At 69.5% G+C, this 15,387-nt stretch carries 12 protein-coding genes; 4 read left to right on the forward strand and 8 right to left on the reverse strand.

All coding sequences use genetic code 11. The annotated features are described in order from the left end of the window. Positions 1–209: 209 nt before the first annotated feature. On the reverse strand, positions 210–1,205 hold the full coding sequence (locus tag C5E07_RS12210) for a stage II sporulation protein M (RefSeq protein WP_104299641.1): 996 nt from the start codon (positions 1,203–1,205) through the stop codon (positions 210–212). A 16-nt stretch (positions 1,206–1,221) separates the two neighbouring features. Between C5E07_RS12210 and C5E07_RS12215 the strand changes: the two genes are divergently transcribed. After that, positions 1,222–2,088: an RDD family protein gene (locus tag C5E07_RS12215; RefSeq protein ID WP_104242943.1), complete on the forward strand. Its 867-nt coding sequence runs from the start codon at positions 1,222–1,224 to the stop codon at positions 2,086–2,088. A gap of 142 nt (positions 2,089–2,230) precedes the next feature. Here C5E07_RS12215 and ahcY read toward each other — a convergent pair whose 3' ends face one another. Genes ahcY through C5E07_RS12230 form a run of 3 tightly spaced genes read right to left on the reverse strand, consistent with a single transcriptional unit; the run spans position 2,231 to position 5,394 of the window. Further along, positions 2,231–3,703: an adenosylhomocysteinase gene (gene ahcY / locus C5E07_RS12220; protein WP_104242945.1), complete on the reverse strand. Its 1,473-nt coding sequence runs from the start codon at positions 3,701–3,703 to the stop codon at positions 2,231–2,233. A gap of 45 nt (positions 3,704–3,748) precedes the next feature. After that, complete coding sequence (locus tag C5E07_RS12225) at positions 3,749–5,191, reverse strand: phosphomannomutase/phosphoglucomutase (protein WP_104299642.1); 1,443 nt, start codon at positions 5,189–5,191, stop codon at positions 3,749–3,751. Next, positions 5,188–5,394 carry a DUF3499 family protein gene (locus tag C5E07_RS12230; RefSeq protein ID WP_104242949.1) on the reverse strand — a complete coding sequence of 69 codons (207 nt, stop codon included), beginning with the start codon at positions 5,392–5,394 and terminating at the stop codon, positions 5,188–5,190. Before C5E07_RS12230 ends, C5E07_RS12225 begins: the two co-directional genes overlap by 4 nt. 35 nt (positions 5,395–5,429) lie before the next feature. Here C5E07_RS12230 and C5E07_RS12235 point away from each other — a divergent pair, with 35 nt between their 5' ends. Beyond that, positions 5,430–5,891 (forward strand): hypothetical protein, encoded by a 462-nt coding sequence (locus C5E07_RS12235; protein ID WP_181057986.1) that lies wholly within the window; start codon positions 5,430–5,432, stop codon positions 5,889–5,891. 20 nt (positions 5,892–5,911) lie between these two features. Here C5E07_RS12235 and C5E07_RS12240 read toward each other — a convergent pair whose 3' ends face one another. From C5E07_RS12240 to manA, 4 genes are all read right to left on the reverse strand, one after another. After that, positions 5,912–7,396, reverse strand: coding sequence for a DUF5719 family protein (locus C5E07_RS12240; protein WP_146080588.1), 1,485 nt, complete (start codon positions 7,394–7,396; stop codon positions 5,912–5,914). Beyond that, positions 7,383–10,358, reverse strand: a complete 2,976-nt coding sequence (locus C5E07_RS12245) for a glycosyltransferase family 2 protein (protein ID WP_181057988.1) — start codon at positions 10,356–10,358, stop codon at positions 7,383–7,385. The genes C5E07_RS12240 and C5E07_RS12245 overlap by 14 nt, the downstream gene beginning before the upstream one ends. Positions 10,359–10,531: 173 nt before the next feature. Then, the gene (locus C5E07_RS12250; RefSeq protein WP_104242955.1) at positions 10,532–10,849 is read right to left on the reverse strand and encodes a WhiB family transcriptional regulator; all 318 of its coding nucleotides are present in this window, start codon (positions 10,847–10,849) and stop codon (positions 10,532–10,534) included. 228 nt (positions 10,850–11,077) lie between these two features. After that, positions 11,078–12,409 (reverse strand): mannose-6-phosphate isomerase, class I, encoded by a 1,332-nt coding sequence (gene manA, locus C5E07_RS12255; RefSeq protein WP_258063927.1) that lies wholly within the window; start codon positions 12,407–12,409, stop codon positions 11,078–11,080. A 236-nt stretch (positions 12,410–12,645) separates the two neighbouring features. On the opposite strand from manA, the gene C5E07_RS12260 reads away from it, so the two are divergent. Both C5E07_RS12260 and C5E07_RS12265 read left to right on the forward strand, forming a co-directional pair. Then, on the forward strand, positions 12,646–13,833 hold the full coding sequence (locus C5E07_RS12260; protein ID WP_104299645.1) for an acyl-CoA dehydrogenase family protein: 1,188 nt from the start codon (positions 12,646–12,648) through the stop codon (positions 13,831–13,833). Between the two features lie 78 nt (positions 13,834–13,911). Continuing rightward, positions 13,912–15,387 carry an O-antigen ligase gene (locus C5E07_RS12265; RefSeq protein WP_104242959.1) on the forward strand — a complete coding sequence of 492 codons (1,476 nt, stop codon included), beginning with the start codon at positions 13,912–13,914 and terminating at the stop codon, positions 15,385–15,387.

A 15,387-nucleotide genomic window follows, 5' to 3' on the forward strand; every position in this document is an offset into this window, starting at 1 on the left:
AGATCATGTTGCTCCAACTTGCAAGAACAAGTGGCAGATGCTGATCTTTCTTTCGGACTGTCCGGCCCGTGCGACCCGCTCTCGCGTTTCGCTCCGTTGGCCTGACGAGTGATTACATTACGCAGAGACCCTGCGGCACACAACTCGGGGTACATCCCGGGCGTGTCGACCTCTCCGGCCCGCTGCCTGGCGGGCCACCGGCACTGGTGTCACCCTGCGTAGACCCGCCGCGCGCCGCCGTCGAACTTCTCGAGTGCGCCTGTCTCGCCGGCCCGGACCGCGCGACCGCCGAGCCAGAGCGCGTAGACGAGGTAGAGCGCAAGCGCGGCAGCCCCGATCCCGATCTTCACCGGCCACGGCCAGTCCTGCCTCGTCACGAACCCCTCGACCAGGCCGGAGATGAACAGGAAGATCGTCGTGCCGATCGCCACGACGATGAGCGCACGTCCATCGTCAGCCAGAGACTGCATGCGCGTCTTCGCGCCAGGGGCGACCCACGCCCAGAAGATGCGAAGCCCAGCGCCCGCCGCAACGAACACCATCGTCAGTTCAAGCAGTCCGTGAGGCGCGATCCAGAGGAAGAACACATCGAGGTGCCCGTGCGCGCCGAGCACCGCGGCGCTCTGGCCGAGCCCGAGCGCATTCTGCACGAGAACGACCGGCACCCACAGGCCGGTGATGCCGAATGCGATGCACTGCGCGGCGATCCATGCGTTGTTCGTGAAGACCCTCGCCGCGAAGCTGGATTCCGAGAACTGCGAGTAGTAGCCGACGAAGTCCTCTTCCGCGTACTGCTCCAGCGCGGCCTCGGAGCCGAGGAATCCGAGGATCTCCGGGTTCGCCGTGATCCACCAGTAGCTGAGCACGCCCACGAGCAACGTGAACACCGCTGCACCGAGCGTCCACCACCGAACGCGGTAGAGCGCAGCGGGCAGGGCAAGAGTGAAGAACGTGCCGAGGACCAGCAGGATGTTGCGCCCTGCCCCAGTGAACCTGCCCCGCGCCCGCGACAGCTGCACGGAGAGGAACTCTCCCTCGCGGGTCTCGCCGTAGCTCGTTCGGAGGGCCGAGAGCTCGGTCGACGAGTCCTGGTATCGCGTGATGAGCTCGTCGATCTCGGCGCCGGTCAGATTCCGGTGCCGAGCCAGCGCCCCCAGGCGCCGCCAATCCGCCGAACGGGCGGTTGTGAGAGCTTCAAGATCCATCTGTTTCAATACTGCCATGGCCACTCAGACGAGACCACGGGAACGCCTGAGCGTCAGCGACGAACAGCTTGTCGCCGGCGAAGGCGTGCATCTCGACGTCCGGCCAGCGGGGTTCGCGCTCCGCGCGGCATCGGCCGCCCTCGATGCGCTGGTCTACATGGTCGGATACGTCGGCCTCCTCATCCTGACCATGACGGTCCTCTCGAGCGACGACTTCCCGTTCGCCATCGACGAGGCGCTCATGAGCGCCATCGCCCTCTCGCTTCTCGTCGTCTGCCTCGTCATCGCTCCGTGCGTCGTCGAGACCCTCTCGCACGGCCGATCGGTGGGGAAGCTCGCCACCGGGCTGCGCATCGTTCGCGACGACGGGGGCGCGTCAGGGTTCCGGCAGGCGCTCATCCGCTCCCTGCTCGGATTCATCGAGCTGTACGGCACCTTCGGCGGCATCGCCATCATCACCGGCCTCGTCAACGGCAGGGCCAAGCGGCTCGGCGACATCCTGGCGGGCACCACCTGCCAGCGCGAACGTGCCCCGAAGCTCAGAAGCCACCTCGGGCCGATGCCCCAGCAGCTCATCGCCTGGGCCGGGATCGCCGACGCCGGGAGGCTGCCGGACCGAACCGCTCGCCGCATCCTGGACTACCTCGACCAGGCTGAGCACCTCACGCCCGCGCACCGGGACCGAGCTGCCGGCGAGATCGCGCGCGAGACACTCCCCCACGTGCACCCGATCCCCGACGTCGACGCCGACACCTACCTGCGAGGCCTCGCCGTGCTGCGCCGCGATCGAGAGCTCGCCGCGCTCTCCGCCATCGGCCGTCGGGAGACGGCGCTGGCCCCGACGCTCAACGGCATGCCCCACTCGTTCCCGGACCGAGGCTGAGCCGCGGGTCAGAGCTCGGTTCCCGGGCGGGCCGTGTTGGGACCCAACGGCGCACTGCAGCGCGAACAGCCGCAGCCCGCCAGGGTTCTCCCCTGTCGGGCTGCGGATTGTCGCGTGCCTGCCGATGCGCGGCGGGCGAGATTCAGTACCGGTAGTGGTCGACCTTGTACGGGCCGTCGACGGCGACGCCGATGTAGTCGGCCTGCTCGGGGGTCAGCTCGGTGAGCTTCACGCCGAGGGCATCCAGGTGAAGACGCGCGACCTGCTCGTCCAGGTGCTTCGGCAGCACGTGAACACCGAGCGGGTAGGCGTCGAGGCGCTGCCAGAGCTCGAGCTGCGCCAGCACCTGGTTCGTGAAGGAACTGCTCATGACGAAGGAGGGGTGACCGGTCGCGTTGCCGAGGTTCAGCAGCCGCCCCTCGGACAGCACCAGCAGCGAGCGCGAGTTCGGGAGGCGCCACTCGTGCACCTGCGCCTTGATCTCCACGCGAGTCGCACCGGCGAGGCCCTCGAGCCCGGCCATGTCGATCTCGTTGTCGAAGTGCCCGACGTTGCCGACGATCGCCATGTGCTTCATGCCGAGCATGTGCTCGAGCGTCAGCACGCTCTTGTTGCCCGTGCACGTGATCCAGATGTCCACCTGGTCGAGGACGTCCTCGACCTTGGCGACCTGGAAGCCGTCCATCGCGGCCTGCCACGCGCAGATCGGGTCGACCTCGCTGACGATGACCCGAGCGCCCTGACCGCGAAGGGCTTCGGCCGCACCCTTGCCGACATCCCCGTAGCCGACCACGAAGGCGGTCTTGCCGCCGATGAGCACATCGGTCGCGCGGTTCAGCCCGTCGGGCAGCGAGTGGCGGATGCCGTACGTGTTGTCGAACTTCGACTTCGTCACCGAGTCGTTGACGTTGATGGCCGTGAACTGCAGCTCGCCCCGCTCGGCGAGCTCGTACAGGCGGTGCACGCCCGTCGTCGTCTCCTCCGTGACGCCGCGCACCTCGTCTGCGATGCGGCTGAAGTGGCCGGCGTCGACGGCGAGCGAGGCACGGATGGTGTCGAGGACAACCCGCATCTCGACGCTGTCGGCGTCGCTCGCGTCACGGACGGCTCCGGCGATCTCGGCCTCCCGGCCGAGGTGCACGAGCATCGTCGCGTCGCCGCCGTCATCGAGGATGAGGTTGGGGCCGACGGCACCCTCTGCGCTCCAGTCGAAGATGCGCGAGGTGCACCACCAGTACTCCTCGAGCGTCTCGCCCTTCCAGGCGAACACGGGGATGCCCTTCGGCTCCTCGACCGTGCCGTCGGGTCCGACAGCGACGGCAGCAGCGGCTTCATCCTGCGTGGAGAAGATGTTGCAGCTGGCCCAGCGCACCTCGGCACCGAGGTCGGTGAGGGTCTCGATGAGCACCGCGGTCTGCACCGTCATGTGCAGCGAGCCGGCGATGCGTGCGCCGGCGAGCGGGTTCTGTCCCGCGTACTGGGCCCGCAGCGCCATGAGCCCAGGCATCTCGATCTCTGCCAGACGGATCTGGTGGCGCCCCGCCGGCGCGAGCGCCAGATCTGCGACGACGAACGGACGTTCGGTGGAGAGCTCGATACCTGACGTTGGTGCCATGACTGCTGCTTCCTTGCTACGGGTGTGGTGGATGCTGCGGGCCTGCTACTCGGCCCGGATGAGGCCGAGCACCTGGTCGCGCAGCGACTGCAGGCGCGCCTCGTCCTTCGCCTCGGCGTTCAGGCGCAGGAGCGGCTCGGTGTTGGAGGCTCGCACGTTGAACCACCAGAAGCCGGTCTCGTCGGAGCCGCGGACCGTGAGGCCGTCGAATTCCTCGAACTCCGCGGTGCTCGCGAAGGTGTCGACGATGCGCGCGAGCGCCGCAGGCACGTCGGCGACCGTCGAGTTGATCTCACCGGAGGCGAAGTAGGGGTTCTCGAGCCCGCCGATCTCCGAGAGCTGCTTGTCGGAGCCGCCCACGGCTGCGAGCACGTGCATCGCCGCGAGCATGCCGTTGTCGGCACTCCAGAAGTCGCGGAAGTAGTAGTGCGCGGAGTGCTCTCCGCCGAAGACCGCATTCGTGGCAGCCATCTGCGCCTTGATGAGCGAGTGACCGACCTTCGTCTGGACGGCCTTCGCGCCCTCCTGCCTGATTGCCTCCGGAACGTGACGCGAGACGATGAGGTTGTGCAGGATGGTCGGCTCGGTCTCGCCGGCTGCACGGACACGCGCGATCTCGCGGCGCGCGACGATGGCGGTCACGGCGCTCGGCGAGACGGGCTCACCCAGCTCATCGATGAGGAAGCAGCGGTCCGCATCGCCGTCGAAGGCGAGGCCGAGATCGGCGCCATGCTCGATGACGGCCGCCTGCAGGTCGACGAGGTTCTTGGGGTCGAGCGGGTTGGCCTCGTGGTTCGGGAACGTGCCGTCGAGCTCGAAGTACATGGGGATGATCTCGAGTGGCAGGGCTCCGAGGCCGGCCGCCTCGCCGAGCACGGCGGGGACCGTGAGGCCGCCCATCCCGTTGCCGGCGTCGACGACGATCTTGAGCTGGCGGATGCCCGAGAGGTCGACCAGTTCGCGCAGGTAGGCCGCGTAGTCGGCGAGCACGTCGATGCGCTGCTCCTCGCCCGGCTGCTCGACGGCGGCGATGCCCTCATCGAGGAAGGCTGCCGCGCGATCGCGGATCGCGGAGAGGCCCGTGTCGAAGCTCAGCGCCTTCGCGCCGGCGAGCGACAGCTTGATGCCGTTGTAGGCGGCAGGGTTGTGGCTGGCGGTGAACATCGCGGCGGCCGCGTCGTACCGGCCGGACGCGAAGTAGTCCTCGTCGGTCGAGCAGAGCCCGATATGCGTGACGTTCGCGCCCCTCGCGGTCGCGCCGCGAGCGAAGGCCGCCGCGAAGCCCGGAGAGGAGTCGCGCATGTCGTGGCCGACGACGACCGTCTGGCCGGACAGCGCGAATTCGTCGACGAAGCCGGCGCCGAGCGCCGTCACGAGCGTCTCGGTGAGCTCGCTGCCGACGAGCCCCCGAACGTCGTAGCTCTTCACGACACCAGAGAGAGAACCCCGCTCGTCACTCGACGCGGGTGCGATTGCCACAGAAGTCATGAACCCAAAACTACCGGACGCATCATGCTCCAGCCCTGCGGTGGCGTCGAGCGCTCCGCGTGGCGCGCGCACAGGTCGTAGCTGTGGGGTTCGGCAGCGAGCGCAAGCGGGCCGATGACGGCGAGCTTGTCCTCGTAGTCGAAGGTCAGCGTGTACTCCGCCTTGCGGGTGCACGCGACTCGTGAGCATGGTCGATTGGACATCGGCGCAAGTCTACGCCGGGCGTAAACTCGCAGGCATGCCACGTCGCCGCCGGGAGAAGAAGTCCGAGAACGCCAGGAGGCAGGCCCGCCCTGAGCGGGGCCTTGCCCGCGGCAGGCACGGCAGGGGCATCCGCTCGAGTGTCGCCGGACCGTACCTGCCGATGCTCACGGGTCGGGTGGTCCGGTTCGAGAACCACGTGGCCGATGCGATGAACTACCTGCGCGCAGCCAACCCCGAGCGGCTCGCGAATGTGCAGGTGGACATCGCGAACGTGCCGAAGACCCTGCAGCATGCGGATGGCATGGATCGTTGGCACGTCGAGTCGCCGAACCGCATCATCCTGTACCGGGTCGCGATAGATCGCCTCGCACGACTGCATTGCGAGGACCCGGTCCACTACCGGATGCTCGTGGAGCGGTGCGTGCTGCAGGCCGTCGCCGAGCTGCTCGGCTCCGACCCGTGGGACATCGCGCCGGAGCGCTTCGGCGACGAGTAGCTCCCCGCCGCCTGCCTGCCTCAGCGGTAGACGGTGATGACCTCGGCGAGCGGGTTTCCCGCGTAGCTCGGGATGGCCGCGAGCTGACCGTCGCCCGCGTAGGCGAGCTGGACCGAGACCCGGTCGAGCCCCTCGAGCCGGTACTCGCGCGAGGCCTCGACGTCGATGGACGTCGTGCCGTTGGCCGGAATCGTGACGGCTGTCTCCGTGCCGTCCTCCGCGATGAGCGTCGCGGTCTTCTCGACCCCGTCGGCGTCGGCGAGCTGCAGCTTGGGAGACGGGCCGTTCGGCACGGCGACGACCTGGCTGTCGCTCAGGACGGGGACCGGCAGGTACCAGGCCAGGTCCGATGCTGTGGCGGTGGCGGTGGTCTGAACGGCAGCGACGACGGGGTTGCTCGCTTCGATCCCGAGCGTGTACTGGCCGATCGGATACCCCGTCAGCGGGATCTCCGTGGTCCGTCCGCCCTCGATGGTGAGCGAGATCGGCTCCAGGGCGGTGCCGGCCGCGTCGCGCACGTCGACGGTGAGCTCCGTCTGCTCGTCTCCGGGCGCGAGGACTCGCAGCGTCGCGCCGCGCTCGAGCACCAGCGTGCCCTCGGCTTCCGACGCAGTGCTCGTCGAGGGGACGCCGACGATCGCGAGCGAGGTGCTCGGCGCATCCTGGGCCCCGATGATCTCGATGCCGCTCGGCGTCGCGCCTGAGGTGCGGGTCTGGTGCAGCGTCGAGATGATGCTTCCGGAGACGGCTTCCACGTGCACGACCAGATCGCCTCGATCGGGCGCGACCCCCTCGAGGCTCACGACCTCCCTGCTGCTCGCAGGCACGACGATCTCGCGGATCGTCGGAGCCTGCACGACGCCGTCTGCCGTCGAGACCGTGACGCGCACGTCGGCGGCCTGGTCTGCGGAGTTCACCATCACGAGCTGCGTGCTGCTGCCCTCCGCCGTGCTGCCACCGACCAGCCACTGCTCTGCGGATGGCATCCGGCAGGCCGTGGCTGCGAAGCCCCCGGCCGAGGGCTGCGCGAGCTCGAGCGTCTGGGCCGCAGCGAACGCCGTCGGCGACCCGTCCTCGGTCAGGCCGGGCACCGTGAAGCGCACGGGCGCGAGCGCCTGCTGCTGGTCGGCCGCAGGCGTGGAGGCGACGACCGGCTCGACCTCGAGCCCGCCTTCGTCGCCCGCGAGTCGGATGCTCGTGGTGCCGAGCGTCGCGGGGAGCGTCGGGTCGTCGGTCGCGAGCCCGAGCAGCGTGAGGGGGCCGGGGCACACGCGATCCTGCGCGCTCGCGACAGGGCTCACGAGGACGGAGTTCGCGGAGGCGACGACGACGCCCTCCGGCGCGAGCTGCACGGCCGCGACGACGCCCCCGACCGCGACGATGGCGGCGCCGACGCTCAGGGCGCGCCAGACCGGCCGCCGTGCGTGCCGCTTTCCGGGCACCTTGCGGGCTGCGTCGTCTGCGGCACGCGCCTCGGCGATCACCTTCGACTCATCGAGCGTCATGGTCGCCTCCCCGTGCACCTGTGCCGAGCACGTCATCGTCGTCGTCGAAATCGTCGACCGTCAGCGCGGTGACATCGCGCCGCAGCATCCGCTCGTCGCCGTCCGTGTCACCGTCGAGGTCGTACCACGGGCGCCCGCTGGTCTTCTCCCGGCGGCGCACATCGGCGGCGCGGGCGCTGAGCCCTCCGGTCGGGAGGGCGGCGAGGAGCGTCAGGGCAAGGAGCACACCCTGCACGATGAGCATCGACCGACCGAGCGTGGTTCCGGTGTTCGCGGTATCGAGCGGACCGGAGACACTCGGGTCGGTCGGCTCCAGCGTGGGGCCGACGACCTGCCAGAGGGTGCCGAACTCCGTTGCCCCGGCCGGGCGCAGCCCGAAGTTCGCGTCGAGGGAGGAGACGAGGCGCCCCTCCATGGTCGCGGCGTCGCTCCCGCCCTCCGGGACGAGCAGGTAGCTGATGCCGAGCGCGTGCAGCTCCTCGGTCGGGCGGTACGAGGAATCCGAGGCGAAGTTCACGGCCAGCTCCGCCAGGCGCTGGTCGCCCGCGGAGAAGCCGACGCTCGTGGTGCGCAGCGTCGACTGCGAGTCCAGGCTGTCGCCGGTGCCGCGCTCGAGACGCACCTCGACGGCGCCGCTCGCGAGCGGCGCGATCACGAGGGTGCCGACCTCGTCAGAGGCACGGCCCTGAGCATCCACGATGGCGGGCAGCGATCGGCCGTCGCCGGCACCGACCAGCGCGTCGCCGCGCAGCAGTGCCGTCGCGGGAAGAGCAGCCAGGAGCACGATGCCGACCAGCGTGACACCGGCGAAGACCTGCGAAAGCCGGGGGCGGAGCGCGCCGAGCGTTGCCGCGGCCGAGATCAGGGCACCCAGCCACATGAGCGACTGCGCGCTGCCGGGCCACAGCGAGATGCTCTCGACCCCGACGTGCGAGAAGCCGAAGCGGCTCGCCGCCGCCGCGGTCACGAAGCCGAGCAGCAGCAGCTGCAGGCCGAAGAGCGACGCGCGCCAGTTTCGGCTGCCGGGGGCGAGCAGCGCCAGGAGGAAGAGCGGAGCCACCAGGGCCGCGGCGACGATGGGGACCGCAGGGGAACCCTCGAGCAGCCCGCCAGCCCAGCTCGGGTCGTCGAGCAGGGACCCGGGGAAGCCGAGGAGCATCTGCCACGCATCAGGAGCAGTGCTCGCGAGCGGGACTCCAGGGTCCGCGAACAGCGCGAGCGGGCGCCCCCGGTTCCACTGCGCGACGGCGAGTGGCGCGAACAGCACCAGGGTCGGCACCGCGGTCAGCAGGCGCTGGACGAAGCCCCGCCCGCCGATGACGAGCCATACGAGCCACACGATGGCGATGGGCAGTGCCAGGATCGGGGCGGCCGCGATCGCGATCGCCGCGAGCAGCCCCGTCGCAGCCGCGCGCGACCAGTTCCTCGACGCGCTCAGCGCGGAGAAGATGAGCCATGGGAGCACGAGGTGCGCGATGACGGCGGCGATGCGCCCTTCCGCGAGCGCGACGACGAGCGGTGGCGCGAGCATCCAGGCGAAGGCGGCGAACGCCCGCAGCCCGGCCCGGTTGGTGAGGCGCGCCACGAGGAGCCATGCCCCCATCGCGGCGAGCGGGAGCGCGAACAGCCACAGCAGCACGATGCTGAGGCTCGGGTGCCAGAAGGTGAGGGTGCCGAGCACCGCGAGCACGTAGGTGAAGGGATCGGCGACGCCGAACGCGCCGTCCCCGACATCTCGGACCCCGTACCCGGTGCGCCCCCAGAGCGTGCCGATGGAATCGGCCAGCGGCAGGAGGCCACCGCCGGAGAGCGTCGACTGGCCGATGAGGGACAGGCCAAGGCCGAGGCCCAGGACGGTCGAGACGAGCAGCACCCAGAGTCCTCCGGAGCCGACGAGCGAGTACCGCTCACGCTCCTCGTGCGTGAGGGCACGCAGCTCCTCGCGCTGCAGACCGAGCGTCTTCTGGTTCTCCTCGGCGCTCACGAGCAGCGGCTCGATGACGGTCCACGGCTCGGTGCGCGTCTTCGCGAACTGCGCCCTCGAGCGGGCGGCCCCGGTCTTGCCGAACGTCACGCGCGACGCGGAGCGGAGCTCGGCGAGGATACGGCGCGGACGCTTCCGCACGAGGTGCCAGATGCCCTTGAGCAGAGCGATCGGGATGAGCAGCAGCCGCAGGACGCCGAACGCCGCTGCTGGGGTCTTCGTCAGACTGCGGTGCACCCTGGCGGTGTCTCTGGCAGCTTCCACCGCCGAGGCGCTCATCCCGGGGTTCATCGCGGCCGTCCCCGGCGCTTCGGGGTCGCAGGCGACTCGCGCTGAGGGGGTCAGCAGCACGCGGCCGCCGGCAAGCCACACCCGCGTGCAGAAGTCGAGCGCGTCATCGACGGCGGGAAGGCCAGGATCGAAGCCCTCGAGCGCGAGCCACGGCTCGCGACGAACCAGCATGCCGCCGGCCGCGACGCCGAGGACGTCCGAGTCCTGGTCGAACTGACCCTGGTCCAGCTCGTCTTCGCGGAGTCGCAGGCTCTCGCCGTTCTGCAGCATCGACTGGCCGAACTCGACGAGCGTCGCGGCGTCGTCGCTGCGGACGAGCTTGGGGCCGGTCACCTCGAGCGAGGGGTTCCGCTCGGCGGTGTCGAGGAGCTGCTCGAGCGCATCGTGCTCTGGAGCGTTGTCGGCGCTGAGCAGCCAGAGCCAGTCGCCCTCCGACTGCAGCCCCTGCTCCTCGAGGACGGCCACCGCCTCGGCGAGCGCGGCACCGAACGTCGTCTCGGTCTCCAGCGTCAGCAGGATGTCGGGTTCGGCCGCGCGCATGACCTCGAGCGTCGAGTCCGTCGACGCGAGATTCACCATCACGACGCGGTCCGGGATGCGCGACGATCCCTCGAGCGCGGCGATGGTGCGCTCGAGCGAGCGCGACGCATCTCGCGCGACAAGGATTGCGGTGACTCCGGGACGCATTGAACGAATGGTATTCGGCTCCCCCGAGCGATGCCGCATTGCGAGCGGCAAGCCGCGAACACGCGCACCCCGGTGTCACCGCCAGCGGACGCACGAAGGGCCCCGCACGACCGAAGTCGTCACGGGGCCCATCAACGTGGCCTGCTCGGTCACGCGGACCGAGCTCTCGGCGGTTACGCGAGCTTGCGCAGCTTGCGCCGCTCGCGCTCGCTCAGCCCACCCCAGATGCCGAAGCGCTCGTCGTTGGACAGCGCGTACTCGAGGCAGTCGCTCCGGACCTCGCAGGAGTCGCAGATCCGCTTCGCGTCACGCGTCGACCCACCCTTCTCCGGAAAGAAGGCCTCTGGGTCGACCTGCGCGCACAGCGCGTCAGCCTGCCATGCGAGCGGGTTGTCGTCGCCGACATTCCTTCGAACTCCTGGGACGCCGAGGTTGACCGGGTCGACATACCAGTCCTCCGGAACCGAGGGGTTCCTCCCTGGAATTGCCATATCACGTTCTCCCCACGTTACTTGCGGGCACCTGCCCGCGCGTCGGAATCATTACATCGTTGTAATTCACCCCGCGTCAAGTCGAAAGCCCTCAACACTAAGCCCGGTCTTGAGACTTTTCGGAGAAGCCGCGCGCGATTCGCGGCGGCGTGTCGCCGAGGATCCCCCGCGAGGTGGCGGGCTGGACCACCCCGGGGGCTCGCAGACCCCCGCGACGAAGATTCTCAGCTAGTCGGCGTGTCGCATCGGCACCGTGTCGCGACGGTCGAGCCCCGGCCCGGCCGCGAAGAGGTCGACGGAGCCGATGACGCGCACGGGCAGCTCATCGGGCGTCACGAACACGGACTCGCCAGCGCTGATCTTCGCCGTCGACTTCGCTCCCTCGAGACGCGCCTCCCCCTCGAGGCACAAGAGCATCGTCGGGCCGTCGAGGTGGATGGTCTTCACCGCTTCATCCGGGCCGGGAACGACCCGCACGAGCCGGAAGTCGGGAATCTCGGGCCGGTACTCCTCCACGCCCTCCTGGATGCGCGTCGCGGCGATGTAGGGCGGCGGCACCGGGGCGAAGTCGAGCCGCGCGAGCAGCTCCGGGATGTCGATGTGCTTCGGCGTGAGCCCGCCACGCAGCACGTTGTCGGACGCCGCCATGATCTCGATGCCGAGGCCCCGGACGTAGGCGTGCATGTTGCCGGCGGGGAGGAAGATCGCCTCTCCCCTCCTGATCGTGATGTGGTTGAGCAGCAGCGCTAGCGCGATGCCGGGGTCACCCGGGTACATGCGCGCCAGCGTGGCGATGATGCCCCGCTCCCGAGCGAAGCGCTCGGACTGGTCTCCGGACTCGTCACCCGCGAGCGCTACTCCGGAGACCGCCGCCACGAGATCGCCGACGGCGTCGCCACCCTCGAGGAGCCAGGTCACGAGGGACTGCAGCTCCTCCCCCGTGGAGAGCGACACGACCCGAGCTTCGAAGTCCGCGAGCGCGGCGCGTCCTGCGGGCGGCTGCTCGGCGTCCGACTCCGCGCGGCGCGCGAAGTCGCCGACAACCGCGGCGACCTCGGCGAAGTCGCGGAACCCGGCAAGCGCATCCATCGTCTCGCTGAGTGCGAGGAGCATCTCGGGCTTGTGCAGCGGGTCCTTGTAGTTGCGCTCCGGCGCGCTGAGGGGAATGCCGGCCTGGTTCTCGCGCTCGAACCCGAGACGCGCGTCCGTGAGCGTCGGGTGCACCTGCAGCGACAGCGGGGTCGCGGCAGAGAGCACTTTCAAGAGGTACGGCAGCCGTGGGCCGTCACCCTCGCGCAGCCCCATGGCGTAGCGGCCGAGCGCGGCCACCGGAGCCTGCTCGATCCAGGCGTCGAGGGTGGCGGCGCCGCCCGCGAGCTCGGGGTCGACGATGCGGCTCGGGGCACCGGGATGCGCGCCCAACCACAGCTCGGCCTGGGGCACTCCCTCCCAATCGGCGTCGTCGAGGGTGCAGGCGCCGGTCGTGCCGAGCAGCTGCGAGATCGATCCTGGCGCACCCCAGGCGTAGTCACGGGGGGCATTCTTCAGTGGCAGAAACATCACGCGAAGGCTACCGAATCTCACCGCCTCTGTGGGAGCGGTGCGGCGAACTGCAGGGCAGACACAAGAGCCCGACCCCGAATCGCGACCAACTTCGCGGATTCCGCCAAGGCGCTGGCGTGAGCATGGTGACGCTTCGTAGGCTCGCGGAGCGCTCGCTTCGCCGCCGCAGCCGGTGCCGCCGGTCCGACGATCGCGGAGCGCCTTCCACCCGCGCGACTCGGAACAGGACGGTCATGGACGACAACGAACTGCAACTTCTGCCTGGCGACTTCACGGGGCTCGAGGCCGAGCTCTCGGCCGAGGAGAGGGGTCTCATCGCCAAGCTTCGCGAGTACCTCGAGCGTGACGTGCGACCCGTCATCGACGAGCACTGGGAGGCCGCGACGTTCCCCACCGAGATCGTCAAGGGTCTCGCTGAGGCCGGCGTGGTCGGCCTCGCCTTCGAGGAGACGCGCCCGTTCCCGAACTCCGCCGTCTTCCGCGGGTGGACGGCCCTCGAGCTCGCCCGGGTCGACGCCAGCGTCGCCACCTATGTTGGCGTGCAGAACGGCCTCGCGCTCGGGGCCATCGGACTGTGCGGTTCCGACGCCCAGCGTGAGCGATGGCTTCCGGCACTCGCCTCCGGCGAGCTCATCGGAGCCTTCGGCCTGACCGAGCCGGGCTCAGGCAGCGACTCGGCCAGGGGCCTCACCACCACGGCGGAGCGAGTCGGCGACGAGTGGGTGCTGAACGGCGCGAAGCGATGGATCGGGAACGCGACGTTCGCCGACATCGTCGTCATCTGGGCCAAGGACATCGCAGACGGTCAGGTCAAGGGCTTCGTCGTCGACACCTCGCTCCCCGGGTTCACCGCCACCACGATCGAGCGCAAGGTGTCGCTGCGCATCGTGCAGAACGCCGACATCACGCTCGACGGCGTCCGGGTCCCGGCCGACGCGAAGCTGGAGCACGCCAACTCGTTCAAGGACACCGCCACCGTGCTGCGTCAGACCCGGGCCGAGGTCGCCTGGCTCGCGACCGGCATCGCGGTCGGCGCCTACGAGGCCGCCCTCGCGTACGCGAAGGAGCGGATCCAGTTCGGCGCTCCCATCGCCGCCAGGCAGCTCATCCAAGAGCGACTCGTCGACGCGCTCGGCCTCATCACGTCCAGCATCACGCTCTGCGTGCGCATCTCGCAGCTCGGCGATGCCGACGCGCAGAAGGACGAGCACTCGGCGCTCGCGAAGGCCGTCGCGACGGGCAACATGCGCAAGGTCGTCGCCCTGGCCCGCGAGGTGTGCGGCGGCAACGGCATCGTCGCCGACTACGGGGTCGGCCGGTTCTTCGCCGATGCTGAAGCCATCTACTCGTACGAGGGGACCAGGGAGATGAACACTCTCATCGTGGGCAGGTCGATCACCGGCCACGCAGCCTTCGTGTGAGCACCCCTCCTGCACGCATCGGGGGCTGCATGCGGGGCAGAGGACCCGGGGCGTCCGCAAGTGCGCGAGAATAGGCCGGTGAGCTCCACCCGAACCCCCGCTGAATCTGCCGCGACTGAGCGCGCCCCCTGGCGCCGATTCTTCGCGCAGGTCCCGGGCAGCCCCGGCCTCACCGCGTTCGCGACCTTCACGTTCTTCACAGCGTTCGCGGGTGACTTCTGGCGGAACCTCGTGACCTGGTACGGCTTCGGGGTCATCGTCCTCGTCATCATCGGAATCTCCATCTGGCTGCTCGCGAGCAAGAAGCCGCTGCCGAAGATCATGCACTTGCCCTCGGCGCTCATCGCCTTCGTCGCCTGGTGCGCGCTGTCCATCATCTGGTCGATCTACCGCCCCGAGTCGCTCCTCGGCTTCGGCATCCAGCTCGTGACCGTCATCGTGGCACTTGCCATGGCCGTCTCCCTCACGAAGCCGCAGTTCCTGCGGGCGTTCAGCGCGGCGATGCGGTGGATCCTCGGCCTCTCCCTGGCCTTCGAGGTCGTCGTCGCCCTCTTCTTCCCCGGCGGGGTGCTCCCCCTGGCGCTGCTCATCCCCGGCGAGCTCGAACGCGTGACCGGCATCCCGGGAGCAACCGCCGAGACCGTCCCGGCCGCCTTCCTCTGGAGCCAGGGCCACATCTTCGCCGGAAGCGCCATCCAGGGCATCCTCGGCAATCGCAACCTGCTCGCCATGGCCGCCCTCCTCTGCGTCATCGCCGTCGCCGTGCAGTGGTACGCGAAGCAGATGCGGCGCTGGCCCGCCCTCACCTGGATCGCCCTCGGCCTCATCGCCATCCTGCTGTGCAAATCGGCGACCGTCTTCGTCGGCTGCGCCGTCGTGCTGCTCGCCGTCGCGCTCGTCTTCGTGGCGAGACCGCTGAGCAACGCGCAGCGGTGGGGCATGTACGGCGCCGTCTTCGCGATCATGCTCATCATCGGCTGGGTCGTGCTGCAGTTCAACACGCAGCTGTTCGGCCTCATCAACCGCTCGAGCGACATGTCGGGACGCGGCGACATCTGGGCGGAGGTCGGACGCCTCGGCAGCGAGCATTGGCTGACGGGCATGGGCTGGATCAGCTACTGGGCACCATGGGTCGAACCCTTCAAGGGGCTCCTCGTCGTCGACGGAGTGCACTTCCTGCAAGCCCACAACGCCTACCTCGACGTCTGGATGCAGACGGGCCTCATCGGAGCGTTCTTCTTCGTCGGCATCGTGCTCTCGACCCTCATCCGCACCTGGTGGCTCGCCGTCGATCGGCCGCAGACCGACGCGAGCGGCCCGCGGGACTTCCCGCCGACGGCCATGCTCGCGTTCCTCCTCATGGTGGCGCTCACCGTGCAGTCGCTGACCGAGTCGAGGCTGCTCGTCGAGGGCAACTGGCTGCTGCTCTGCTATCTGGCGATCTACTCGAAGCTGCGCATCCAGGACCTCCCGGCGCTGCCGAGGCGCACCATCTCGACCAAGACCGGACCGCTGCCGATCATCGAACGCAATCGACTCGAGGGCATTGACTGA

Source organism: Pseudoclavibacter sp. RFBJ3 (assembly GCF_002931375.1).
In the GTDB taxonomy this organism is placed as follows: Bacteria; Actinomycetota; Actinomycetes; order Actinomycetales; family Microbacteriaceae; genus Pseudoclavibacter.